Raw genomic sequence first — 23,444 nt, 5'->3', positions numbered from 1 at the left:
GGTGGCGGGTCGAGAGCCCGGGCGCCGCGCTGCCCACGGTGTCGCCGTGTCGGGTTGCGCACCACGGACGACGCGCTGCCCACGGCATCACGGTGCTGGTGTGAGCGCTGCCAGCGCGGGCGGCCGCGCGCCGCCCGCGTGCCGCGCCGAGCGCTCGGCATGTCCTCGCCGCACACGGCGTCATCGTGCCGGGTCGAGCGCTCCGGGCTGCGGCGACACCCTCTCCGCTCACGCATCGCGGTGCGGCTCCGGGCCGCGGCGGCGCCCCGCCGCCCACGCGACGCGCGGCGGGCCGAGCGCCGCGGGCGCAGGCGAACTGCGCCTCGCAACCCATGGGCCTCACGGTGTCTTGCCGCGTGTCCGGGAACTGGCCGACGCCGCGCCGGCCACGGCCCCACGGTGCCGGGCGCCAGCCCGGGAGATCGCCGGACGGCTCAGCGGGCGAACCACGCCCGAGCCGACGGCCGGGTCAGCATGCCCACGGTCGCGCCGCCCGCCACGATGCCGACCGCGCCCGGCGGCAGCCCGGTGAGGATGCCGCTGAAGGCGCTCAGGCCGCCGATCGCGGCCAGCGCGACCGCGCACAGCCGCACCCGCTCCCCGGCCCGCCCGAAGGTCGCCGAGAGCGTGGCCAGGGCGAAGGTGGGCAGGTAGCCGAGGGCGACCCATCCCAGCGAGGCGTTCTTGCCCAGCGCCAGCGTGACCGCGATCAGGACGACTCCCACGGCCGCCGACACCAGCGCGATCAGCCGGGCCCCGCGCACCGTGCCGGGCATGCCGCCCGGCGGAACGTCGTCGTCGAGGAGGTCGTCGTCGAGCCGGGTCAGGTCGGTCACTGGTGTCCTTCCGATGGGCAACCGCGGAGCGAAATCCGGACATTCAGGATATCGGTGGGTGGTCGGTCGCCCGCCGGGGCCCCGCATGCGGTCGGTGCGGGCGGCCGAACCGATCCCGCACGGAGCGCGGGCGCAGCGGGATGATCCCGGCCGGGCCGACCGCACCCCCGAGCAGCCCGGGCGGATTCCGCGCGGCGATGCCGCCGGACCCGCACCACGGGCGCAGGCCGACCGGGGGGATCCGCCGCCGCGCGCACCCCGCTGCCCTCGCCGAACGCCGTCGCGGTCATGACCGGCTGCGCGATCGCCGCGAACCCGAACATCGCACCGCACGCGGCCTCGGCGCCGTGGGCATGCCGACGGTCACGGTCTGCCCGATACCGGCGGCACCGGCGTGGATCTCGTCGACCTGCGCCGTGCGCACGGTGCCCGGCATCCGGCCGGGCGGCGCGCGGCCCGCCGCGGCCCGCACGCTGTCGGCCGGCGCGGGTCACGGCGCGTATCCGGCTTTGGCACATCCCGGCCGGGCGGTCGGCCGTGTCGGGATGCTTTGCGGGGAAAGCACTTTCGCGGAGCGACAGGGGGAAGCTGTCCGGAATCAGGCGCGCGAAGGGCGCGGCTGTCCACCCCCGGCGCACACTGGACACCGATGCGGCGGCACGCGGGCGGCGAACCGGAATCCGCGCCCCGCCCCGCACCGGGCGCGGGCCCGCGGTGTCGGACCGGCTCGATAGGCTGGGCGGGTGGCAGATCCCGCGACCTACCGGCCCGCTCCGGGGACCATTCCCGTCGAACCCGGCGTCTACAAGTTCCGGGACACCTACGGGCGGGTCATCTACGTCGGCAAGGCCAAGAGCCTGCGCAGCAGGCTGAACTCCTACTTCGCCGACGTGGCCTCCCTGCACCCGCGCACCCGGCAGATGGTCACCACCGCGGCGAGCGTGGAGTGGACGGTGGTGTCCACCGAGGTCGAGGCGCTGCAGCTCGAGTACAACTGGATCAAGGAGTTCGATCCGCGGTTCAACGTCCGCTACCGCGACGACAAGTCCTATCCGGTGCTCGCGGTCACCCTGAACGAGGAGTATCCGCGGCTGTTCGTCTACCGGGGCGCCCGCAAGAAGGGGGTGCGCTACTTCGGCCCGTACGCGCATGCCTGGGCGATCCGCGAGACCCTCGACCTGCTGCTGCGGGTCTTCCCCGCGCGCACCTGCTCGGCCGGAGTCTTCAAGCGGCACAACCAGATCGGGCGGCCCTGCCTGCTCGGCTACATCGACAAGTGCTCGGCGCCGTGCGTCGGGCGGGTCACCGCGGACGAGCACCGCCACATCGTCGACGACTTCTGCGACTTCCTGTCCGGCCGCACCGACACCATGGTGCGCGAACTGGAGAAGCGCATGCACGTCGCGGCCGAGGACCTCGACTTCGAGACCGCGGCCCGGCTGCGCGACGACGTCCAGGCCCTGCGCCGCGCCCTGGAGAAGCAGGCCGTCGTGCTGGGCACCGGCACCGACGCCGACGTGATCGCCTTCGCCGTCGACGAGCTCGAGGTGGCCGTGCAGATCTTCCACGTGCGCGACGGGCGGGTGCGCGGCCAGCGCGGCTGGGTGGTCGACAAGTCCGGCGACGCGATCGACGTCGCCGAGTCGGGGAGCGAGACCGCCGCCCTCGTCGAGCAGTTCCTCACCCAGTTCTACGGCGAGCAGGTCGCCGTCGCCGCCCAGGCCGAGGGCGGGGAGCCGGGCGCCGTCGTGCCGCGCGAGGTGCTGGTCCCCGAGCTGCCCGCCGACGCCGACCAGGTGCAGCAGTGGCTCGGCAGGCTGCGCGGGGCCGCGGTCTCGCTGCGGGTGCCCCAGCGCGGGGACAAGAAGGCGCTGGCCGAGACCGTGCAGCGCAATGCCGCCGAGGCGCTGGCCCAGCACAAGCTGCGCCGCGCCGGCGACCTCACCTCCCGCTCCCAGGCGCTGCAGGACATCCAGGACGCCCTCGATCTCGACAGCGCCCCGCTGCGCATCGAGTGCGTCGACATCAGCCACGTGCAGGGCACCGACGTCGTCGCCTCGCTGGTGGTCTTCGAGGACGGCCTGCCGCGCAAGTCCGACTACCGGCACTACGCGATCCGGGAGGCCGCGGGCGAGGGCCGCTCCGACGACGTCGGCTCCATCGCCGAGGTCACCCGGCGGCGCTTCGCCCGCCTGGCCCGCGACCGGGAGCAGGGTCCGGCCGCCGCCGTCGAGGAGGCCGACGAGCCCGGCGCCCGCCCCGGGATCGATCCGACCACCGGCCGTCCCCGCCGCTTCGCCTATCCACCGAACCTCTACGTGGTCGACGGCGGCGCCCCGCAGGTGGCCGCCGCGGCCGAGGTCCTCGACGAGCTCGGCATCACCGACGTCGCGGTCGTCGGCCTGGCCAAGCGCCTCGAGGAGGTGTGGGTGCCCGGCGAGCCCGACCCGGTGATCCTGCCGAGGACGAGCGAGGCGCTGTACCTGCTCCAGCGCGTGCGCGACGAGGCGCACCGGTTCGCCATCACGTTCCACCGCAGCAAGCGCTCGCGCCGGATGACCGCCTCCGCGCTGGACGCGGTCCGCGGCCTCGGCGAGGCACGGCGCACCGCGCTGGTGACCCACTTCGGGTCCGTTGCCCGCCTCAAGGAGGCCACAGTGGAGGAAATCACGGAGGTGCCCGGAATCGGCGTCGCGACGGCGAAAGCGGTGCTAGAGGCCCTGAACGAGCCGCAGCCGAGCCCCTGACCGCCCCGACACGCAGACGGCGAACCGCCCTTGACACGCCGAGACACGCCATACTGGACCGCGAACGGTAAGAAGCCAACCAGCCCCGGACACGCAACCCCGCACGGGCCGACCGCGAGGAGGTCCACGGCCGCGCAGCGGCCGGACGCGGCCGTCCCACCGAGAAGCGACCCGAGACGACGCGGCGCAGCCGCACGTATCGGGTCGCTTTTCGGCGGGACTCGAGGGGCCGCGACTCGAGCGCGTCAGCGCTCCAAGGACAGAGCCACATGAGCGAAGCGAGTGACCAGCCCGTCGAGGTCGTGATCGTGACCGGGCTGTCGGGGGCGGGCCGCGGAACCGCGGGCCGGGTGCTCGAGGACCTGGGGTGGTACGTCACCGACAACCTGCCGCCGGAGCTGATCGGCACCATGGTCGAGCTCGGCGCCGCCGCGGACCCGCCGATCCGCAGGCTCGCGCTGGTCCTCGACGTGCGCAGCCGGTTCTTCACCGGCGACCTGTCCGGGGTGCTGGAGCAGTTGCGCGGGGCGGGCATCCGCACCCGGGTACTGTTCCTCGAGGCCTCCGACGACGTGCTGATCCGGCGGTTCGGTTACGCGCGGCGCAGGCACCCGCTGCAGTCCGACACGCCCGACGGGACGCTGTCGGCGGGGCTGGCCGCCGAACGCGCCCGGCTCGCCGCGGTCAAGACCGCCGCGGACCTGGTCATCGACACCACCGAGTTATCGATCCACCAGTTACACCGCAAGCTGGAAGAGGCCTACGGCGCGGGCGGACCGCCCGCGCTCCAACTGACCGTGCAATCGTTCGGATTCAAGTACGGGGTTCCCCTGGACGCCGACATGATGTTGGATGTGCGTTTCCTGCCCAATCCGCACTGGATCCCGGAGCTCCGGGCGCACACGGGCCAGGAATCCGTGGTGAGCGAGTACGTGCTGACCCGTCCGGGCGCGCAGGACTACCTGCGCACCTGCCACCATCTGGTGGATCTGACGACGACGGGTTACCGCCAAGAGGGGAAGCGATACATGACCGTGGCAGTGGGGTGCACCGGCGGCAGGCATCGCAGCGTCGCGATCGCCGAGGCGCTCGGTGAGCTGATCGGCGCCGAGGACGGCGCCGCGGCGGTGGACGTCGTCCGCGTGGTCCACCGGGATCTGGGGCGCGAATGAGTGGGTGGGAGGCCGACCCCGCCGTGGTGGCGCTGGGCGGGGGCCACGGCCTCTACGCCACGCTCACCGCGGTCCGGCGGCTGACCCGGCGGATCACCGCGGTGGTCACCGTGGCCGACGACGGCGGTTCCTCGGGCCGGTTGCGCGCCGAACTCGGCATGCTCCCGCCCGGCGACCTGCGGATGGCGCTGGCCGCGCTGGCCGAGGACCCCGACGGCGTGTGGGCGGGCACCGTGCAGCACCGCTTCGGCGGCAGCGGCGCGCTGGCCGGGCATTCGGTCGGCAACCTGCTGCTGGCGGGGCTGACCGAGGTCCTCGGCGACCCGGTGGCCGCGCTCGACGAGGTCGGCCGGTTGCTGCGGATCACCGGCCGGGTGCTGCCCATGTCGCCGGTCCCGCTCGACATCGAGGCGGAAGTCTCGGGCCTGGAAGAGGATCCACGGATCGGGCGCTGCATCCGCGGACAGGTTGCGGTGGCCACCACGCCGGGTAAGGTGCGGCGCGTGCGGCTGATTCCGTCCGATCCGCCGGCCGGGGCCGAGGCGGTCTCGGCCATCGAGCACGCGGATGTGGTTGTGCTGGGCCCGGGTTCGTGGTTCACCAGCGTCATTCCGCATGTGCTCGTGCCGGGCCTGCGCACCGCGCTGACCCACACGCGGGCGCGCAAGGTCCTCGTCCTCAATCTGGCCGCCGAACCGGGCGAGACGGCGGGCTTTTCCGCCGAACGCCATCTCCATGTATTGTCCCAGCACGCACCGGATTTCGCGGTCGACGAGGTGCTGGTCGATTCGGCCTCCGTGCCGACCGGGCGCCAGCGCGAACATGTGGCAAGAGCCGCCGAACAGTTGCGCGCCCGGGTAGTGTTCAGCGATGTCGCCGAGCCGGGCACGGATCGGCATCATCCCGGAAAGCTTGCCGCCGCACTGGATCAGCTGATCCGCCAGCCCCGGCCGCAACTGGCGGGGCTCGCAGTGCAGGGTCGGCATCCGGTGGGAAAGGAGCGCGTCTCGTGGCGATGACAGCCGAGGTGAAGGACGAGCTGAGCAGGCTCGCGGTATCGCAGGTCAGCGCCCGCAAGGCCGAATTGTCGGCCCTGCTGCGGTTCGCGGGGGGCCTGCACATCGTGGGGGGCCGGGTGATCGTCGAGGCCGAGGTCGACATGGGCTCCATCGCGCGCCGGTTGCGGCGGGAGATCTTCGAGCTCTACGGCTACGGTTCCGACGTCCACGTGCTCGGCGCGGGTGGTCTGCGCAAGACCTCGCGATACGTGGTCCGGGTGTCCAAGGAGGGCGAGGCCCTCGCCCGCCAGACCGGGTTGCTCGACGTGCGCGGTCGGCCGGTGCGCGGCCTGCCCGCCCAGGTGGTCGGCGGCAGCATCGGGGACGCGGAGGCGGCCTGGCGCGGCGCCTTCCTGGCGCACGGTTCGCTGACCGAGCCGGGCCGGTCCTCGGCACTCGAGGTCAGCTGCCCCGGCCCGGAGGCGGCGCTGGCGCTGGTCGGCGCGGCGCGGCGGCTCGGCATCACCGCCAAGGCGCGGGAGGTGCGCGGCACCGATCGCGTCGTGGTGCGCGACGGCGAGGCCATCGGCGCCCTGCTGACCCGGATGGGCGCGCAGGACACCCGCCTGACCTGGGAGGAACGGCGGATGCGGCGCGAGGTGCGCGCCACCGCCAACCGCCTGGCCAACTTCGACGACGCCAACCTGCGCCGCTCGGCGCGGGCCGCGGTCGCCGCGGCCGCGCGGGTCGAGCGCGCGCTCGAGATCCTCGGCGACGACGTGCCCGACCACCTGGCCGCGGCGGGCAGGCTGCGCGTGCAGCACCGCCAGGCCTCGCTGGAGGAACTGGGCCAGCTCGCCGATCCGCCGATGACCAAGGACGCCGTCGCGGGCCGCATCCGGCGGCTGCTGTCGATGGCCGACCGGCGCGCCAAGGAACTCGGCGTCCCGGACACCGAATCGGCGGTGACGGCAGAGCTTCTCGACGAAGCCTGACGGCACGGGCCGGGCGCCCCTCGCGACCGCGAGCGGGGCGCCCGGTCGTTTCCGGGCGGTCGGTATGTGGGAAATCCGACGTTCCCGACAAGGCGGCCGTGGCCGCCCGCGCCCGCAACTATCCTGGTGCTCCCGAGGTGGGCCGGGCGAGGATCACGAACCGCAGGTCGTTGTTGGTGGACCTCACAGCGGCTACTACTGTGGGCTGAGACGGAATGAATCCGCTGGAAAGCTGAGGAGCGATAACGTGACTGTCCGGGTAGGCATCAACGGCTTCGGTCGTATCGGACGTAACTTCTTCCGCGCGGTGGAGGCGCTGAAGGCTGTCGGCAAGACCGACATCGAGATCGTCGCGGTCAACGACCTCACCGACATCAACACCCTGGCCACCCTGCTGAAGTACGACTCGATCCTCGGCCGCCTGGCCGCCGACGTCTCCGTGGACGGCGACGTGATCGTCGTGGGCGAGCAGCGGATCAAGGCCCTCGCCATCAAGGAGGGCCCGGCGGCCCTGCCGTGGGGCGAGCTGGGTGTCGACATCGTCGTCGAGTCCACCGGTATCTTCACCGACGCGACCAAGGCCAAGGGCCACCTGGCCGCGGGCGCCAAGAAGGTCATCATCTCCGCGCCGGCCTCCGGCGAGGACATCACCATCGTCATGGGCGTCAACGACGACAAGTACGACGGCAGCCAGAACATCATCTCCAACGCCTCGTGCACCACCAACTGCCTGGGCCCGATCGCCAAGGTGCTCAACGACGCCTTCGGCATCGAGCAGGGTCTGATGACCACGATCCACGCCTACACCCAGGACCAGAACCTGCAGGACGCGCCGCACAAGGACCTGCGCCGCGCCCGCGCCGCCGCCCTGAACATCGTGCCCACCGGCACCGGCGCCGCCAAGGCCATCGGCCTGGTGCTGCCCGAGCTGCAGGGCAAGCTCGACGGCTACGCGCTGCGCGTGCCGGTCCCGACGGGCTCGGTCACCGACCTGACCGCCACCCTGAAGAAGCCGGCCACCGTCGAGGAGATCAACGCCGCGCTCAAGGCCGCCGCCGAGGGCCCGCTGAAGGGCATCCTCAAGTACAACGAGGACCCGATCGTCTCCAGCGACATCGTCACCGACCCGCACTCCTCGATCTACGACGCCCCGCTGACCAAGGTCATCGGCAACGAGGTCAAGGTCGTGTCCTGGTACGACAACGAGTGGGGCTACTCCAACCGCCTCGCCGACCTCATCGGCCTCGTCGGCAAGTCCCTCTGAACCGCATGACAGTCGCGACTCTTTCCGACCTCCTCTCCGAAGGCGTCGAAGGCCGGGGCGTGCTCGTGCGCTCCGACCTCAACGTCCCCCTCGACGACAACGGCGAGATCACCGACGCGGGCCGCATCGTGGCCTCCGTGCCGACGATCTCGGCCCTGGTCGAAGCGGGCGCCAAGGTCGTCGTCATGGCGCACCTCGGCCGCCCCAAGGGCGAGCCGGACCCGAAGTACTCCCTCGCCCCGGTGGCGAAGAAGCTGGCCGAGCTGCTCGGCCGCAACGTGCAGCTGGCCGGCGACGTGGTGGGCTACGACGCGCTCTCGCGCTCGGAGGGCCTCACCGACGGCGACGTGCTGCTGCTGGAGAACGTGCGTTTCGACGCCCGCGAGACCAGCAAGGACGACGCCGAACGCACCAAGCTGGCGCAGGCGTTCGTCGAGCTGGTCGGCGACGACGGCGCGTTCGTCTCCGACGGCTTCGGCGTGGTGCACCGCGCGCAGGCCTCGGTCTACGACGTGGCGAAGCTGCTGCCGCACTACGCGGGCACCCTGGTGGCCGCCGAGGTCGACGTGCTGGCCAAGCTGACGACCGATCCGGCGCGCCCGTACGCGGTCGTGCTCGGCGGCTCGAAGGTCTCGGACAAGCTCGCGGTGATCGAGGCGCTGGCCCCCAAGGTCGACACCCTGGTCATCGGCGGCGGCATGTGCTTCACCTTCCTGGCGGCGCAGGGGCTCTCGGTGGGCGCCTCGCTGCTGCAGGAGGAGATGATCGACACCTGCAAGGACCTGCTGGAGCGCTTCGGCGACGTGCTGCACCTTCCGGTGGACATCGTCGCGGCGGACGCGTTCGCCGCCGACGCCGACTCGAAGGTCGTCGCCTCGACCGAGATCCCGGACGGCTGGCTCGGGCTCGACATCGGTCCCGAGTCGGTGGCCCGCTTCTCGGCGCTGCTCACCGAGGCCAAGACGGTGTTCTGGAACGGGCCCATGGGCGTGTTCGAGTTCGAGAAGTTCGCCGCGGGCACCCGCGGGGTGGCCGAGGCCATCGTGACCGCGACCGGCAAGGGCGCGTTCACCGTGGTCGGCGGCGGCGACTCGGCCGCGGCCGTGCGCACCCTCGGCCTGCCCGAGGACGGTTTCTCGCACATCTCCACCGGTGGTGGCGCGTCCCTGGAATACCTGGAAGGCAAAGAGCTGCCCGGTATTTCGGTGCTGGAGGGCTGAGGCATGGCACGGAAGCCGCTCATCGCGGGCAACTGGAAGTGCAACCTCAACCATCTCGAGGCCATCGCGCTGGTGCAGAAGGTCGCGTTCGCGCTGCCGGAGAAGTACTTCGAGAAGGTCGACGTGTCGGTGATCCCGCCGTTCACCGACATCCGCAGCGTGCAGTCCCTCGTCGACGGCGACAAGCTCCTGCTCACCTACGGCGCGCAGGACGTGTCGGTGCACGACTCGGGCGCCTACACCGGTGAGATCAGCGGGTCCATGCTGGCCAAGCTGGGCTGCACCTTCGTGGTGGTCGGCCACTCCGAGCGCCGTCAGTACCACAACGAGGACGACGCCACCGTGCTCGCCAAGGCCAAGCAGGTGCTGAAGAACGGGATGACGCCGATCGTCTGCATCGGCGAGGGCCTCGGCGTGCGCGAGGCGGGCACCCACGTCGAGTACAACCTCGAGCAGCTGCGCGGCTCGCTGAAGGGCCTGACCGCCGAGGAGATCTCGAAGGTCGTCATCGCCTACGAGCCCGTGTGGGCCATCGGCACCGGCAAGGTCGCCACCCCCGCCGACGCGCAGGAAGTCTGCGGCGCGATCCGCGCGGAGCTGGAGAAGCTGGCCTCGCCCGAGGTCGCGGCCGGCGTGCGGGTGCTCTACGGCGGTTCGGTGAACGCCAAGAACGTCGGCGAACTGGTCGGCCAGGCCGACATCGACGGCGCGCTGGTCGGCGGAGCCTCGCTCAAGGGCGACGAATTCGCCACCCTCTCGGCGATCGCCGCGGGCGGGCCGCTGTAATCGGAGCGCTGGCGCGCTCCCTCGGGCCCGACGAGAAGTGGGGCCGGACTCGTGCCTTCGGCACGTTGTCCGGCCCCACTGCTCGTCCGGACGGCCGCGACGCCCGCTTGCGGGGGCCGGCCGGGCCTACCCTGCCCGCAGGACCAGGCCGTAACCGTTGTCGTTGCGCAGGGTGAGGGTGTCGGCGTCGACGGTCGCGTTCGTCCTGCCGTCGAGGGCCTTCAGGACGTCGGCCTCGACCTCCATCACCTCCGGCGCGCACATCATGCGGGTGGTGGCGACGGCGAAGCTGACGTTCTCGCCCGGGCCGACGGCGGCGGTGCCGGTCATGCGGTTGCAGCCGGCGAAGCCGGTCAGGTTGCCCATGGCGTCGATGGTGAGGTTCGGGCGCACCTCCTCGATGGTCGCCGAGGAGACCTGCCCCGACGGGGTGAGCAGCGACCGCACCGTCCACGCGGTGCCGGTGAGCGGCGCGTCGGGGGTGGCCACCTTCTTGTCCAGCAGGCGCACGGTGCTCCCGGCCCCGGTGAGGGTGAGCGCGTCGCCGTCGAGTCTCCAGGTGGGCGAGGACTTCAGGAAGGTGTCCTGCCAGCCGTCGGCCTGCCCGCGCTCGCCGGGACAGCCCATCAGCGTCGAGGCCATGCCCTCGACGCGCAGCACGTGATCGGCGAGGTCGACCGTGCCGGTGGCCTTGTTGCAGCCCGAATCCGCGGTGAGCCTGCCGTCGGCGAAGGCCAGGGTCATCGGGCCGCCGCCGGGGATCGGCGTGCCCTCGACCGCGGTCGACACGTAGGTGTGGCCCATCGGGGTCGCCGTGCCCGCGCCGGCGTCGTCGCCGGAGGACCCGCAGGCGGCGGCCGTCGCGGCGGCCAGGGCGAGCAGGGCGGTGAGCGTGGTGCGGGCGGCCGTCATGGCACCGATGATAGGGCGGTGCCGCGACGGACCCGGGGAGATCGGCGGCCCGGGCCGCGTGGCGGCGCGGCCCGGGCCGGGGGTTACTTGCCCGCGTCGCCCGTGCAGTTGGCGCTGGCGTACGGGCCGTTGGCGGTCTGCTCGGCGATCACCTTGCCGCCCACGGTGATCCGGCAGCCGATCTCGCCGTCCTCCTCGCCGCCGGTCGCGGTGAGCGACACGATCTTGACCAGGCCGTCCATGGTGACCGTCTTGCGCCACGGTAGCGTCACGTCGGTCTCCTGCGCCACGTCGAAGTTGCGTCCCGAGAAGAACACCGACCCGGTGCCGGTGCCGGTCACCTCGTAGGACACCGTCACCTCCCGGTTCGCCTCCTTGTCGATCTCGTTGGCCGCCACGCCGACGACGGCGACGCAACCGCCGACGATCAGCACGAACACCAGGGCGACGCCGCCGAGCACCCACGGCCACACCTTCTTCCTCTCGGGCGGCTGCGGATAGCCACCCTGCGCCGGGTAGCCACCGGGCTGCTGCCCGCCCTGGTGCTGCGGGTAGCCGGACTGATACGACATCGAGATTCCCTCCGTGTGGACGCTCCCGTCCGAGCGGATCGAGAGCAACTGGGCAAGATCGCCGGGCGCGTCACCGGCGTTACACCCACGCGTCGCGCGTTCGCCGGGCGGCCGATCGCCGGGGATATGCTCGGCGGGTGAGCAGCACCGTCCGTCAGGCACCGGTCTCGACCTGGGCGCCGCTGCGGTCGCCGGTGTACCGCGCGCTGTGGATCGCCCAGCTCGTGTCGAACCTGGGCACCTGGATGCAGACCGTAGGCGCGCAGTGGATCCTGGTCGACCAGCCGAACGCGGCCGCGCTGGTGTCCTTCGTCCAGACCGCGCTGGCGCTGCCGGTCATGCTGCTCTCGATCCCCTCCGGCGTGCTCGCCGACCTGGTCGACCGCCGCAGGCTGCTGCTGGGCGCGCAGTCGGCGATGGCCGTGGTCGCCACGGTGCTGACGGTGTTCACCGCGACCGGGCACACCACCCCCGCGGTCCTGCTGACCCTGCTGTTCCTCATGGGCTGCGGCCAGGCGCTGACGGCGCCCGCCTGGCAGGCCATCCAGCCGGAACTGGTGCCCCGCGAGCAGATCCCCTCGGCGGCGGCGCTGGGCAGCATGAGCGTCAACGTCGGGCGCGCGGTCGGGCCCGCGGTGGCGGGCGTCCTGGTCTCGGCGGCGGGACCGACCACCGTCTTCGCGCTCAACGCGGTCTCCTTCGTCGGGGTGGTCGCGGTGCTGGTGCTGTGGCGGCGCCCGGTCCGCGACCGGGACCTGCCCACCGAGCGTCCGCTGGCCGCCCTGCAGGCGGGCACCCGCTTCATCCGGGCCGCCCCCGCGATACGGCGGGTGCTGTTGCGCGCCATCCTCTTCCTGGCGCCGGGCAGCGCGCTGTGGGCGCTGCTGCCGGTCGTGGCGCACGACCGGCTGGGGCAGGGCTCCGCGGGCTACGGCCTGCTGCTCGGCGCCCTCGGGCTCGGCGCGGTGTGCGGCGCGCTGAGCCTGTCCCGCATCCGGATGCTGCTCACCCCGACCCAGCGGCTGGCGCTGGCCGCGGCGCTGTTCGCCCTCGGCGCCCTGGTGTGCGCGACGGTGCGCAGCATGCCGCTGGTGCTGGCCGTCCTGGTCGGCGCCGGTCTGGCCTGGATGCTGGCCATGTCGACGCTGAACTCCACCATGCAGCTGCTGCTGCCCGCCTGGGTGCGGGCGCGGGGGCTGTCGGTGTACATGCTGGTGTTCATGGGTGGTCAGGCCGTCGGCTCCCTGGTCTGGGGCCTGGTCGCGGGCGCCTACGGGACGGTCGCGGCGCTGCTGGCCGCCGCGGTGTTGCTTGCCGGGTGCGGGATCAGCACGCTGTGGTGGCCGATCCGGCACAACGTCGAGGAGATCGACCTGTCGCCGGCGGCCTACTGGCCCGAACCGCAGCTGGTCGTCGAACCCGAGCCCGCCGACGGACCGGTCCTGGTGATGCGCGGCTACGACGTGCCGCCGCAGGACGTGGCGTCCTTCACCGAGGCCATGGCCATGGTGGGGCGCTCGCGCCAGCGGACCGGCGCCATGGAGTGGCGGCTCTACCGGGACGTCGGCGTCCTCGACCGCTACGTCGAGGCGTTCGTGGTGCGGTCCTGGGCCGAGCACATGCACCAGCACCAGGTCCGGCTCACCGCCCGCGACCGGGAGATCGAGGCGGCCGTGCTGCGCTACACGGCCGGTCCGGAGACGGTCAGTCACCTGGTCGCGGTGAAACCGGCCTGAGCGGGGCGCGGCCCCGTTTGTGCCCGGGCGCCCCCGACCCCATAGGATGGTCGGCATGCGGATGTTCCTGGATATCCTCCTGATCATCACCAGCGTGCTGCTGGTGCTGCTGGTGCTGCTGCACCGCGCCAAGGGTGGAGGTCTGTCCAGCCTGTTCGGTGGCGGTGTGCAGTCGAGCCTGTCGGGCTCCACCGTCGTCGAGAAGAACCTCGACCGCCTCACCGTCTTCACCGGTCTGATCTGGCTGATCTCGATCCTCGGCATCGGCCTGGAGATCAAGTTCGCCTGATCGCGCGCCCGGCGATCCGACACCCCTTCGTCCCGGCCACCCGTAGGGTGGGTCCCACCGAGGAGAAGGGGTGTCCGCATGCCGCTGCCCGACCGTCCCGCACCGCCGTGGCAGGCGCCCGATCCGGCGCTGGTCTACGGCGAACCGCACACGACCCCCGACGGGTCGACGGTGATCACCGTCAGCCGGGTCGGGCTGTTCGGACGCGTGAAGCCGCTGGGGCTCTTCGTGATCCGCGACGGTGTGCCGCGGTGGTCCGCGGCGGTCGACAGCACCCGGGTCGCGCTGCTCGGTGAGTTCATCGGCCTGGTCGCCGCCACGCTGGCGACCCTGGCGCTGCTGCGCCGTCCGCCGTGGCCGGACCTGTCGGCCCGTGTCCGGGAGCGGTGAGCGGGGTTTCGCTCACCGCGAGGCGAATGCTGGCCCGGCCCGCCCCGCGAGTGGTTTCGTCGAACCGAGCAGTCCGGTTCGAGCGAAAGGCCACGCATGTCCCTCCACGAGGCACCAGAAGGCGACACCGCGATCCAGGTGGTGCGCCTCGGCGCGCACATCGGCGCCCGGATCGACGGCGTCCGGCTCGGCGGCGACCTGGACCGGGCCACCGTCGCCGCGATCCGCGCGGCCCTGGCCGAGCACAAGGTGATCTTCTTCCGCGGGCAGCACCACCTCACCGAGGACGGCCAGTACGCGTTCGCCGAACTGCTCGGCACCCCGACCACCCCGCATCCGACGGTCACCTCGGCCGGCGCCAAGAGCCTGGCCATCGACTCGCACCAGACCCGCTCCAACGTCTGGCACACCGACGTCACCTTCGTCGACCGCGTCCCCGCCGCCTCGATCCTGCGCACCGAGGCGCTGCCCAGCTACGGCGGCTCGACCACCTGGGCCTCGACCGTCGCCGCCTACGCGGCGCTGCCCGCGCCGCTGCGGCAGCTGGCCGAGGGCCTGCGCGCCCGGCACTCCAACCGCTACGACTACGCCGCCGACATCGAGGACACCCCCGACGACCTCGCCCGCGCCTACCGCCGCGAGTTCGAGTCCAGCTACTTCGAGACCGAACACCCCGTCGTCGAGGTGCACCCGCAGACGGGGGAGAAGGCCCTGTTGCTCGGCTGCTTCGTCAAGGAGATCGTCGGTGTCTCGACCAGCGAGTCGCGCGCGCTGTTCCGGCTCTTCCAGGACCGGATCACCCGCCTCGAACACACCACCCGCTGGGACTGGTCCCTCGGCGACGTCGCCATCTGGGACAACCGCGCCACCCAGCACTACGCCGTCGACGACTACGACGGCCGCGAGCACCGCAGGCTCACCCGTATCACCCTGGCCGGGCCGGTGCCGGTCGGCGTCGACGGGGCGACGAGCACGGTGATCGCCGGTGACGCGGGCGCCTACGCGACCGGCGGACGGCGCGCCGCGTGACACGCGGATCCGCGGCGCAGTGCCCGCGGCGAGGCGCCGGCATGGACTACTCTTGCGCGACGCGCGTCCGGTGACCATGCGCGGGCCCGGCATGCCCGGGGATCCGCGCCCGACGACGGGAAACCCGTGAATCTGTGGAGCTACATCCAGGGCCGGGGAGACGTCCTGGCGTTCCTCACCTATCAGCACGCCTCGCTCGCCTTCCAGACGGTCCTCGTCGGCACCGTCATCGCGGTCCTGATCGCCGTCGCGGTCTACCGCCTGCCGCTCGGCTCGGCCCTGACCCTGACCTCGAGCCGGGTCGCGCTGACCATCCCGTCGCTGGCGCTGCTCGCCCTGCTGCTGGTGCCGTTCGGGCTCGGGGTGGTGCCCTCGTTCATCATGCTGACGTTCTTCGCGGCGCTGCCGGTCATCGGCAACGCCATCGTCGGCCTGCGCTCGGTGCCCGCCTCGGTCGTGGAATCGGCCGAGGGGATCGGGTTCTCGCGCTGGCGCATCCTGCTCACCGTGGAGCTGCCCATCGCCTGGCCGGTCATCCTGACCGGCATCCGGGTCTCCACGCAGATGATCGTCGGCGTCGCCGCCATCGTCGCCTACGTGCTCGGACCCGGGCTCGGGTCGCTGATCTTCAACGGGCTGTCCCGGCTGGGCGGCGCGAACGCGCTCGAGATGGCGCTCACCGGAACACTGCTCATCGTCGCGGTCGCGCTCGTGTTCGACGCGCTGCTCGTCCTGCTGGGACGCCTCACCATTGCCAAGGGACTGTCATGACCGCTGATGTGATCACCGGGGCGTCGATCGAGCTGGACTCGGTCGTCAAACGCTACAAAGGCCAGTCGCGGCCCGCCGTGGAGCGGCTCGACCTCGAGATCGAGGCGGGACAGATCGTGGCCTTCGTCGGCCCGTCCGGCTGCGGCAAGACCACCACGCTGAAGATGATCAACCGGCTCATCGAGCCGACCGAGGGCCGTATCCTCATCGGCGGACGCGATGTCACCCGGGAGGACCCCGACAAGCTGCGCCAGTCCATCGGATACGTCATCCAGTCCGGCGGCCTGTTCCCGCACTGGTCGGTGTCGAAGAACATCGGCGCCATCCCGCGCGTGCTCGGCTGGGACAAGCAGCGCATCGCCGAGCGCACCGACTACCTGCTCGACCTGGTCGGGCTGGACGCCGCCACCTTCGCCGACCGCCTGCCCAAGGACATGTCCGGCGGCCAGCAGCAGCGCGTCGGCGTGGCGCGGGCCCTTGCCGCCGACCCGCCGGTGCTGCTCATGGACGAGCCCTTCGGCGCGGTCGACCCCATCACCCGGGTCCGCCTGCAGGACAGCCTGATCGCCATCCAGCACGAACTGCGCAAGACCATCGTCATCGTCACCCACGATTTCGAGGAGGCCACCAAGCTCGGCGACAAGGTGCTCATCCTGTCCGAGGGCGGCCACATCGAGCAGTACGCGACGCCGGAGGAGATCCTCACCGACCCGGCGACGCCGTTCGTGGAGGAGTTCGTCGGGTCGGGCGCGAAACTGGCCTACCTGACCGTGTCCCGGGTGCGCGACGTGGACTACGACCCGGTGACCACCGCCCGCATCGGCGAGTCCGCGTCCGCGGTGATCCGGCGCGCGAAGGCCGCCGGGCACACCTGGATCGTGGTCGTCGACGACGCGGGACGCCCGCGGTCGTGGCCCTCGCTGACCGAGGTCGGCACCAAGCCCGAGATCTCGGACTACCTGGACCGCCGGCTGCCCGTGGTCGCCGAATCCTCCACGCTCAACGACGCTCTCGACGCCATGCTCGCCGCCAGCCAGGGCGCGACCCTGGTCACCGACGGCCGCGGCCGGGTCGTCGGCTCGCTGGGCATCCGCTCGGTGACCGACCTGATCCAGGCCAAACTGGCCGAGGGGCAGGCCGATTCGGCCGCCGCATCCTACGAGACCTACGTCGACGGATCCGACACGACCCCGACCCCGGTGGTGGCCGCCGAGGAACCCCGAACGGCCGAGCCGTCATGAGCCGCGCGCGCCGGGTGCCGATCGATGTCTGGTTCGAGCCGCTGATCATCCTCGTCATCGGGATCGGCTATCTGCTGTGGTATCGGCAGGCCACCTTCACCGCCACCGAGCAGGCGTCCCTCGGCTGGGACAACCTGCGCACCACCATCCTCTCCCACATCGAGCTGACCGTGGTGGCGACCGTGATCGTCGTGGTGGTCGCCATCCCGCTCGGCATCGCGCTCACCCGGCCGGGCCTGCAGCGGCTGGAGCCCGTCGCGGTCAACATCGCCAACATCGGCCAGGCCGCGCCCGCGGTCGGGTTGCTGGTGCTGTTCACCTTCTGGCTCGGCACCGGCTTCCGCACCGCGGTGATCGGCCTGGTCGTGTACGCGGTGCTGCCGATCCTGCAGAACACCATCGTCGGGCTGCGGCAGGTCGATCACCGCGTCATCGAAGCCTCGCGCGGCATCGGCTATTCGGCCGCGCGCACGCTGGTGCAGGTGGAGCTGCCGCTGGCGGTGCCGGTCATCCTCAACGGGGTGCGCACCGCGCTGGTCATCCTGGTCGGCACCGCCACCCTGAGCACCTTCATCGGCGCCACCAGCCTCGGCACCCTGATCACCACCGGCGTCACCCTGTTCCTGCCGAAACTGCTGGTGTCCGGCGCGATCCTGGTCGGGTTGCTCGCCCTGATCATCGACTGGCTCGGCCGGCTCGTCGAACTGGCCGCGACCCCGCGAGGTGTCTCATGAGAACGGCCCGGCTCCGGCTGGCCTGCGTCCTGACCGCCGCGGCCGCCCTGCTCGCCGGGTGCGGGCTGGTCAGTTCCTCGGGCACCTTCCACGACGCGAGCCTGCCGGGCGGCGAGAAGCCCCTCGACGGCGCCGCACTCGTCGTCACGTCCAAGAGCTTCACCGAGGGCGTGCTGCTCGGCAAGATCACCGCCACCTATCTGGCGGCCGCGGGCGCCTCGGTCACCGACCTCACCGGCGCCCCCGGCTCGGCCTCCTCCCGGCAGGCCCAGCTCAACGGCGACGCCGACATCCTGTGGGAGTACACCGGCACCGGCTGGGTCACCTATCACGGGCAGACCGAGGTCATCTCCGATCCGCAGGAACTCTGGCAGCGGGTCCACGACGTGGAGAAGACCGACCACGACCTGGAATGGCTGCCCCCGGCCAACTTCAACGACACCTACGCCTTCGGCGCCTCCACCCCGACCGCCGAGCGCCTGAACGTGCGGACCCTGTCGCAGGTCGCGGCGCTGCCGGTCGCCGACCGCACCTTCTGCGTCGACGACGAGTTCTTCAGCCGCTCCGACGGTTTCCTGCCCATGCTGCAGAAGTACGGCATCCCCTACAACGACCCGGCCGGTGTCCCGGCGGGCAACGTCACCCGCATGGACGCCGGCGTCGTCTACACCGCCACCGCCAAGGGCGAGCCCTGCAACTTCGGCATGATCTACACCACCGACGGCCGGGTGAAGAACCTGAACCTCGTCGTCCTCGCCGACGACCGCGAGTTCTTCCTGCCCTACAGCGGCACCGCCGTCGTCCGCGGCGAGATCATCGACCGCTACCCCCAGTTGCGCGGACTGCTCGGCACCATCTCCGAACGGCTCACCGACGACCTCATGCAGGAACTCAACGGCCGCGTCGACATCGACGGCGAGGACCCCTCCGACGTGGCCTACGACTGGCTGCGCGCCGAGGGCCTGATCACCTGACCGCCCGGCCGGACCGGCGGGCCCCGTGCGCGACGGTGGCACACCGATTACGTTCGGAGGCATGACGACCGGGGGAATGGCGCCGGGGCGCGAGGCGTCCCCCGGCTGGATGTGGACCGGCCGGTTCCTCGCCGGTGGCGCCGCGCTGTGGAGCCTGGCGCTGCTCTGGCTGGGGCTGAGCAGCGTCAACCTGATGCTGTACGGGGCGCTGGTCCTGCTGCTGCTCGCCGGCGGGATCGTGTGGTCGGCATGGGTGCTGGTCGGCGTGATCCGGTACCGGCGTTGGCGATCGGGCCTGGTGGCGCCCGCGTGCGTCCTGGTCTCGGCCGGCCTGGTGATCAGCGGGGCGGCCTACGACCTCGGCTGGTGGCTGACCCGGCCGCGGCTCGAGGCCGCCGCGGTCACCTGCCACGGCCGTGCCGACGATCATCTGGTCGGCGTCTATCTGGTGTCCCGCGTCGAACGGATCGAGGGCGGTTGCGTGTTCTACCTGCCCGAGCACAGCTTCCGCGAGCCGAGCGGGCGGGCCTTCGTGCCCAGTGGCGAGCCGGTCTCCTGCGCCGCGTTCGGCGTCGAGGGGCGGATCTACACGCCGATGGACGGCCCCTGGTACGAGTTCTCGGACTGCTGATTCCCGTCCGTGGCACGGAGATCGCCGGGGCAGGGAATCGGGGGAGCGACCGCGACCGGTCAGGCGAGCAGGGAGCGGGCGGCCGCGACGACGGCGTCCTCGGTGAGCAGGACGGTGTCGGCGGCGGGGCCGAGCGGGACGAAGGAGTCCTCGCTGGTGACCCGCGCCAGCCGCCCGTGGTATCCGGCGTCGATGAGCGCGGTGAACACCGACTCCGACACGCCGCCGGTGCGGCGGGTCTCGTCGGCCACGAGGACGGCGCCGGTGGCGCGGGCGTGGTAGAGCAGGTCCTCGGCGGGCAGCGGGGCGAGCCAGCGCAGGTCGAGCACGCGGGCGGCGATGCCGTGGTCGGCGAGCTGGTTGACCGCGCGCAGGCTCATCGGCACCCCGTTGCCGAAGGTGACGATGGTCAGGTCGGCGCCCTCGCCGTAGAGGCGGGCGCGGCCGATCGGGACGTGCTCGGACGTCGGCGCGGCGAGCCAGGATTCGTCGCCGGGATAGACGTCACGGGTGTGGTACAGCGCGATCGGTTCGAGGAACACGCACACCCGGCCGTCCGTGCGGGCCGCCGAGACGCAGGTGCGCAGCATGGCGGCGGCGTCGTCGGCGCGGGCGGGGGCGGCCAGGATCAGTCCGGGGATGTCGCGCAGCGCGGCCACGGAGTTGTCGTTGTGGAAGTGGCCGCCGAAACCCTTCTGGTAGGCCAGGCCGGCGATGCGGACGACCATCGGGTTGCGGTAGGCGCCGTTGGAGAAGAACGACAGGGTCGCCGCCTCCCCGCGCACCTGATCGGCCGCGTTGTGCAGGTAGGCCAGGTACTGGATCTCGGGGATCGGGACGAATCCGGCAAGGGCGGTGCCCAGCGCGGTGCCGAGGACGGTCTGTTCGTCGAGCAGCGTGTCGAAGACCCGGCGCGGGCCGAACCGGGCGCGCAGCCCCTTGGTGACGCCGTACACCCCGCCCTTGCGGCCCACGTCCTCGCCGAAGACCAGCACGTCGGGATTGCGGTCGAGGAGATCGGCGAGGGTGGTGTTGATCGCCTGCGCCAGCGTGAGCGGGCCCGCGGGCGGCGGCTGCGGCGCCTCGGTGCGCCCGCGCAGGCTGCTGCGGCGCACGTCGTCGGCGATGCTGCCGGGATGGTAGGGCGCCAGCGGCGCGGTCACCTCCGCGGCCGAGCCGAGCCGCGGCTCGGCCAGCACCTGGTCGGCCACCGTCGCCACCCGGGCACCGACGCGGCTGTACACGTCCAGCAGCGCGGGCGGGTCGGCGATGCCGCGGGCAACCAGGTAGCGGGCGGTGCCGAGCAGGGGATCGCGCTCCAGGTCGGCCGACACCGACGCCGGTGTGCGGTAGGCGGATTCGACGTCGGAGCCGGCGTGGCCGCCCAGCCGCACGGTGCGCAGGTGCAGGAACACCGGCGCGCGGGACGCCCGCGCCAGGTCGGCGGCGCGGCGGGCGGTGCGCAGGGCGCCGGGCAGGTCGGCGCCGTCGGCGTGGAAGTAGGCCAGGCCGGGCCGGGTGCCGTAGGCGCGGGCGATCCAGCTCGGCGGGGTCGGCACGCTGATCCCGATGCCGTTGTCCTCGCAGACGAACAGCACCGGCATCGGCACCCCCTGGTGCGCGGCGTGCAGGGCGGCGTTGATCGCCCCCGTCGCGGTGGAGTGGTTGGCCGAGGCGTCCCCGAAGCTGCACACCACCACCGCGTCGGCGGGCCACGGCGAGGACGTGCCGAGCCGCGCGGCCCGGTCGAGGGCGAAGGCCAGCCCCACCGCGCGCGGCAGCTGGGAGGCGATGGTGGAGGTCTGCGGGATGATCGCCGCGGCGGCGCTGCCGAAAACCTTGTGCCGCCCACCGGAGATCGGGTCCGTCGAGGCCGCCACCACCCCGCGCAGCACCGAACGGATGGGGTCCTGCCCCGAGATCCGCGCGCACCGCTGCACGAAGAACGCCCCCGAGCGGTAGTGCAGCAGCGCGGGATCGTCGGACCGCAGCGCCGCGGCGACCGCCGCGTTCCCCTCGTGGCCTGCGGAACCGATGCTGTAGAAGCCCCGCCCGGCCGCACCCAGCCTGCGGGCGGCCAGGTCCAGATGCCTGCTGGTGACCTGGGATTCGAACAGTTCCCACACCAGCTCGGCCCCGATGTCGGGGTCCTCGGCCGGCGCGCCGGGCCGTAGGCGTTCCAGCGCCACACGGAACCATGCGTCGAGGTCCACACTCGTCATCCCGGATCACCTCCTCCCACAGGCCGGAACCGGCGTATCCGCATTCACGGCACGGAAACGCCGAAAGACAGGTACCGCGACCACGGTTCGAGCGGGCTTATCCCGGGGCGCCTCCCGTCGGCACCTAGACTACGCGGGGAAAACGCAGGTCACCCGACGCACAGCATTCGGCGCGTCGTGGGTAGACACGCCGGAATCGCCGTTCTACGTACCCATTCCGGCCGGATTTCCTGCACTCACGGCATCTTCTTCCCGGCCGGTCCCCACCGGGCCGGGAAACGACAGTGCCGCCCTGCCCGGGCGAGCGGCAGGACGGCACGGTGCGGCGAGGGATCAGGCGTTCGGGGCGGGCCTTCCGACGCCGGTGGCGTCGTCCATGTCCTCGAGGGTCATGCCCTTGGTCTCGTGGACGAACCGGCCGACGAACAGCAGCGACAGCAGGGCGAAGGCCGCGTACATGCCGTAGGCGAAGCCGAGGGAGAACGACTTCAGGCTCGGGAAGGACACGGTGATCGCCCAGTTGGCCGCCCACTGACCCGCCGCGGCCAGCGACAGCGCGGCGCCGCGGATGCGGTTGGGGAACATCTCGCCCAGCAGCACCCACACCACCGGGCCCCAGCTCATGCCGAAGAAGATGACGAACAGGTTCGCCGCGACCAGGGCGATGGGCCCGCTCGCGCCGGTCAGCTCCGGCTGCGGCACCCCGTCGGCGTCGGGGACCTGGGAGGCGGTCCCGAAGCAGATCGCCATGGTGGCCAGCGTGACGGTCATGCCGATCGAACCGATGAGCAGCAGCGGTTTCCGGCCGATCCGGTCGATCAGCAGGATCGCCACGATCGTGGTCGCGATGTTGACCACCGAGGTGAACACGCTGATCTGGAAGGACTGCGACTCCTCGAAACCGACGGCCTCCCACAGGATGTTGGAGTAGTAGAAGATCACGTTGATGCCGACGGCCTGCTGGAACACCGAGAGCAGCAGGCCGACCCACACGATCGGGTAGATCCCGCCGCCGGGCTTGCGCAGGTCGCGCCACGACGGCTTGGCCTCGCCCTCGAGGCTGTGCTGGATGCGGCCGATCGTCAGATCCAGGTTCTTCTCGCCGAACAGCAGCGTCAGGACCTTGCGGGCCTCGGGGATGTTCTGGGTGGCGACCAGGTAGCGCGGCGACTCCGGGATCGTCGAGGCAAGCACGCCGTACACCAGGGCGGGAACTGTCATCGACAGGAACATCCAGCGCCAGGCCTCGAGCCCGAACCACAGGTCCTCGCTCGCGCCGCCGGCGATCTCGGCCAGCAGGTAGTCCACCAGCAGGGCGAGGAAGATGCCGAGCACGATCGCCAGCTGCTGCAGCGAGCCAAGCCTGCCGCGGATCCGGGCGGGGGAGGTCTCGGCGATGTAGGCGGGCGCGATGACCGAGGCGATACCCACGCCGAGGCCGCCGATCACGCGCCCGAGCACCAGTTCCACGATGCCGGGCGCGAATCCGGTGATCAGCGCGCTGGCGAAGAACAGCACCGCCGCGATCTGCATGACCTTGAGCCGCCCGATCCGGTCGGCGATGCGGCCCGCGGTCATCGCGCCAGCCGCCGCGCCGAGCAGGGCCGAGGCGACCGCGAAACCCAGTGTGGTGTCGGCGATGTCGAAGCGGTCCTGGATGGAGGAGACGGCGCCGTTGATGACCGCGCTGTCGAAGCCGAACAGCAGGCCGCCGAGCGCGGCGACGGCCGCGATCCGGACGACGGGTCCGGTGGTGTCACCGTCCTCCGGCGCCGCGGGTGGTTCGGTGGAAGAGCGTCCGTCGTGCATCTGCCTCATCCTCTCCGCGGCGTGAACGACGTCACGCGAATCGCATGGTTCGGATCGCAGTATCCCCGGCGGTGCAGGCAAACCCGGGGAGGACACGGACGCGAATCCGCGCCGAT

The 23,444-nt window shown here is 72.0% G+C and carries 21 protein-coding genes; 16 read left to right on the top strand and 5 right to left on the bottom strand.

The window, feature by feature from the left end; translation table 11 throughout:
• Positions 1-434 precede the first annotated feature (434 nt).
• Positions 435-836, bottom strand: coding sequence for a hypothetical protein (locus tag ON36_RS15760; RefSeq protein ID WP_043653423.1), 402 nt, complete (start codon positions 834-836; stop codon positions 435-437).
• 743 nt (positions 837-1,579) lie between these two features.
• On the opposite strand from ON36_RS15760, the gene uvrC reads away from it, so the two are divergent.
• The 7 genes from uvrC (at position 1,580) to tpiA (ending at position 10,018) form a co-directional block, all read left to right on the top strand.
• Entirely contained in the window at positions 1,580-3,583 is a 2,004-nt protein-coding gene (gene uvrC, locus ON36_RS15750; protein WP_043653418.1) for an excinuclease ABC subunit UvrC, read from the top strand.
• 269 nt (positions 3,584-3,852) lie between these two features.
• Positions 3,853-4,755: an RNase adapter RapZ gene (rapZ, locus tag ON36_RS15745; RefSeq protein ID WP_043653416.1), complete on the top strand. Its 903-nt coding sequence runs from the start codon at positions 3,853-3,855 to the stop codon at positions 4,753-4,755.
• Positions 4,752-5,774, top strand: a complete 1,023-nt coding sequence (locus ON36_RS15740; protein WP_043653413.1) for a gluconeogenesis factor YvcK family protein — start codon at positions 4,752-4,754, stop codon at positions 5,772-5,774. The genes rapZ and ON36_RS15740 overlap by 4 nt, the downstream gene beginning before the upstream one ends.
• On the top strand, positions 5,765-6,748 hold the full coding sequence (gene whiA / locus ON36_RS15735) for a DNA-binding protein WhiA (RefSeq protein WP_043653410.1): 984 nt from the start codon (positions 5,765-5,767) through the stop codon (positions 6,746-6,748). Before ON36_RS15740 ends, whiA begins: the two co-directional genes overlap by 10 nt.
• 247 nt (positions 6,749-6,995) lie before the next feature.
• The gene (gene gap, locus ON36_RS15730; RefSeq protein ID WP_043653408.1) at positions 6,996-8,012 is read left to right on the top strand and encodes a type I glyceraldehyde-3-phosphate dehydrogenase; all 1,017 of its coding nucleotides are present in this window, start codon (positions 6,996-6,998) and stop codon (positions 8,010-8,012) included.
• 5 nt (positions 8,013-8,017) lie between these two features.
• Positions 8,018-9,232 (top strand): phosphoglycerate kinase, encoded by a 1,215-nt coding sequence (locus ON36_RS36210; protein WP_043653405.1) that lies wholly within the window; start codon positions 8,018-8,020, stop codon positions 9,230-9,232.
• A 3-nt stretch (positions 9,233-9,235) separates the two neighbouring features.
• Positions 9,236-10,018 carry a triose-phosphate isomerase gene (gene tpiA / locus ON36_RS36205; RefSeq protein ID WP_043653404.1) on the top strand — a complete coding sequence of 261 codons (783 nt, stop codon included), beginning with the start codon at positions 9,236-9,238 and terminating at the stop codon, positions 10,016-10,018.
• A 126-nt stretch (positions 10,019-10,144) separates the two neighbouring features.
• Here tpiA and ON36_RS15715 read toward each other — a convergent pair whose 3' ends face one another.
• Positions 10,145-10,930 (bottom strand): META domain-containing protein, encoded by a 786-nt coding sequence (locus ON36_RS15715; RefSeq protein ID WP_043653401.1) that lies wholly within the window; start codon positions 10,928-10,930, stop codon positions 10,145-10,147.
• Positions 10,931-11,013: 83 nt separating this feature from the next.
• On the bottom strand, positions 11,014-11,502 hold the full coding sequence (locus ON36_RS15710) for an MmpS family transport accessory protein (RefSeq protein WP_043653398.1): 489 nt from the start codon (positions 11,500-11,502) through the stop codon (positions 11,014-11,016).
• Between the two features lie 137 nt (positions 11,503-11,639).
• Between ON36_RS15710 and ON36_RS15705 the strand changes: the two genes are divergently transcribed.
• The 9 genes from ON36_RS15705 to ON36_RS32765 all read left to right on the top strand — a co-directional run bounded on the left by ON36_RS15705 (position 11,640) and on the right by ON36_RS32765 (position 19,297).
• Complete coding sequence (locus ON36_RS15705; RefSeq protein WP_043653396.1) at positions 11,640-13,238, top strand: MFS transporter; 1,599 nt, start codon at positions 11,640-11,642, stop codon at positions 13,236-13,238.
• Positions 13,239-13,293: 55 nt separating this feature from the next.
• Positions 13,294-13,527: a preprotein translocase subunit SecG gene (gene secG / locus ON36_RS15700; protein ID WP_043653443.1), complete on the top strand. Its 234-nt coding sequence runs from the start codon at positions 13,294-13,296 to the stop codon at positions 13,525-13,527.
• A 78-nt stretch (positions 13,528-13,605) separates the two neighbouring features.
• Entirely contained in the window at positions 13,606-13,917 is a 312-nt protein-coding gene (locus tag ON36_RS15695; protein WP_043653394.1) for a hypothetical protein, read from the top strand.
• A 96-nt stretch (positions 13,918-14,013) separates the two neighbouring features.
• The gene (locus ON36_RS15690) at positions 14,014-14,946 is read left to right on the top strand and encodes a TauD/TfdA dioxygenase family protein (RefSeq protein WP_043653393.1); all 933 of its coding nucleotides are present in this window, start codon (positions 14,014-14,016) and stop codon (positions 14,944-14,946) included.
• A gap of 126 nt (positions 14,947-15,072) precedes the next feature.
• Positions 15,073-15,717, top strand: coding sequence for an ABC transporter permease (locus ON36_RS15685; RefSeq protein ID WP_043653391.1), 645 nt, complete (start codon positions 15,073-15,075; stop codon positions 15,715-15,717).
• Entirely contained in the window at positions 15,714-16,958 is a 1,245-nt protein-coding gene (locus ON36_RS15680; RefSeq protein ID WP_043653389.1) for an ATP-binding cassette domain-containing protein, read from the top strand. The genes ON36_RS15685 and ON36_RS15680 overlap by 4 nt, the downstream gene beginning before the upstream one ends.
• Entirely contained in the window at positions 16,955-17,692 is a 738-nt protein-coding gene (locus ON36_RS15675) for an ABC transporter permease (protein ID WP_043653386.1), read from the top strand. Before ON36_RS15680 ends, ON36_RS15675 begins: the two co-directional genes overlap by 4 nt.
• Positions 17,689-18,666, top strand: coding sequence for a glycine betaine ABC transporter substrate-binding protein (locus ON36_RS15670; RefSeq protein WP_043653383.1), 978 nt, complete (start codon positions 17,689-17,691; stop codon positions 18,664-18,666). The genes ON36_RS15675 and ON36_RS15670 overlap by 4 nt, the downstream gene beginning before the upstream one ends.
• Positions 18,667-18,727: 61 nt before the next feature.
• Positions 18,728-19,297, top strand: a complete 570-nt coding sequence (locus ON36_RS32765; protein WP_157224885.1) for a hypothetical protein — start codon at positions 18,728-18,730, stop codon at positions 19,295-19,297.
• Between the two features lie 59 nt (positions 19,298-19,356).
• On the opposite strand, the gene ON36_RS15660 is transcribed toward ON36_RS32765, so the two are convergent.
• Together ON36_RS15660 and ON36_RS15655 are read right to left on the bottom strand one after the other, a co-directional pair.
• Positions 19,357-21,519, bottom strand: coding sequence for a thiamine pyrophosphate-dependent enzyme (locus ON36_RS15660; protein WP_043653380.1), 2,163 nt, complete (start codon positions 21,517-21,519; stop codon positions 19,357-19,359).
• A 333-nt stretch (positions 21,520-21,852) separates the two neighbouring features.
• A complete protein-coding gene (locus ON36_RS15655) occupies positions 21,853-23,328 on the bottom strand; it encodes a sugar porter family MFS transporter (RefSeq protein ID WP_043653378.1) in 1,476 nt (491 codons plus the stop codon).
• Between the last annotated feature and the right edge of the window lie 116 nt (positions 23,329-23,444).

Origin of the sequence: Nocardia thailandica NBRC 100428, assembly GCF_000308795.1 — a bacterium.
Lineage (GTDB): Bacteria > Actinomycetota > Actinomycetes > Mycobacteriales > Mycobacteriaceae > Nocardia > Nocardia thailandica.
The sequence above is the reverse complement of the archived record's forward strand: the minus strand, read 5'-3'. Positions and strand labels throughout refer to the sequence as shown.

What these genes read in the sequence shown, in the direction of transcription:
- ON36_RS15710 (WP_043653398.1), bottom strand. Translation starts at nt 11,502, where the DNA reads ATGTCGTATCAGTCCGGCTACCCGCAGCACCAGGGCGGGCAGCAGCCC.
- ON36_RS36210 (WP_043653405.1), top strand. Translation starts at nt 8,018, where the DNA reads ATGACAGTCGCGACTCTTTCCGACCTCCTCTCCGAAGGCGTCGAAGGC.
- rapZ (WP_043653416.1), top strand. Translation starts at nt 3,853, where the DNA reads ATGAGCGAAGCGAGTGACCAGCCCGTCGAGGTCGTGATCGTGACCGGG.
- ON36_RS15670 (WP_043653383.1), top strand. Translation starts at nt 17,689, where the DNA reads ATGAGAACGGCCCGGCTCCGGCTGGCCTGCGTCCTGACCGCCGCGGCC.
- secG (WP_043653443.1), top strand. Translation starts at nt 13,294, where the DNA reads ATGCGGATGTTCCTGGATATCCTCCTGATCATCACCAGCGTGCTGCTG.
- tpiA (WP_043653404.1), top strand. Translation starts at nt 9,236, where the DNA reads ATGGCACGGAAGCCGCTCATCGCGGGCAACTGGAAGTGCAACCTCAAC.
- ON36_RS15695 (WP_043653394.1), top strand. Translation starts at nt 13,606, where the DNA reads ATGCCGCTGCCCGACCGTCCCGCACCGCCGTGGCAGGCGCCCGATCCG.
- ON36_RS15715 (WP_043653401.1), bottom strand. Translation starts at nt 10,930, where the DNA reads ATGACGGCCGCCCGCACCACGCTCACCGCCCTGCTCGCCCTGGCCGCC.
- ON36_RS15655 (WP_043653378.1), bottom strand. Translation starts at nt 23,328, where the DNA reads ATGCACGACGGACGCTCTTCCACCGAACCACCCGCGGCGCCGGAGGAC.
- ON36_RS32765 (WP_157224885.1), top strand. Translation starts at nt 18,728, where the DNA reads ATGACGACCGGGGGAATGGCGCCGGGGCGCGAGGCGTCCCCCGGCTGG.
- ON36_RS15680 (WP_043653389.1), top strand. Translation starts at nt 15,714, where the DNA reads ATGACCGCTGATGTGATCACCGGGGCGTCGATCGAGCTGGACTCGGTC.
- ON36_RS15675 (WP_043653386.1), top strand. Translation starts at nt 16,955, where the DNA reads ATGAGCCGCGCGCGCCGGGTGCCGATCGATGTCTGGTTCGAGCCGCTG.
- ON36_RS15660 (WP_043653380.1), bottom strand. Translation starts at nt 21,519, where the DNA reads ATGACGAGTGTGGACCTCGACGCATGGTTCCGTGTGGCGCTGGAACGC.
- ON36_RS15690 (WP_043653393.1), top strand. Translation starts at nt 14,014, where the DNA reads ATGTCCCTCCACGAGGCACCAGAAGGCGACACCGCGATCCAGGTGGTG.
- ON36_RS15740 (WP_043653413.1), top strand. Translation starts at nt 4,752, where the DNA reads ATGAGTGGGTGGGAGGCCGACCCCGCCGTGGTGGCGCTGGGCGGGGGC.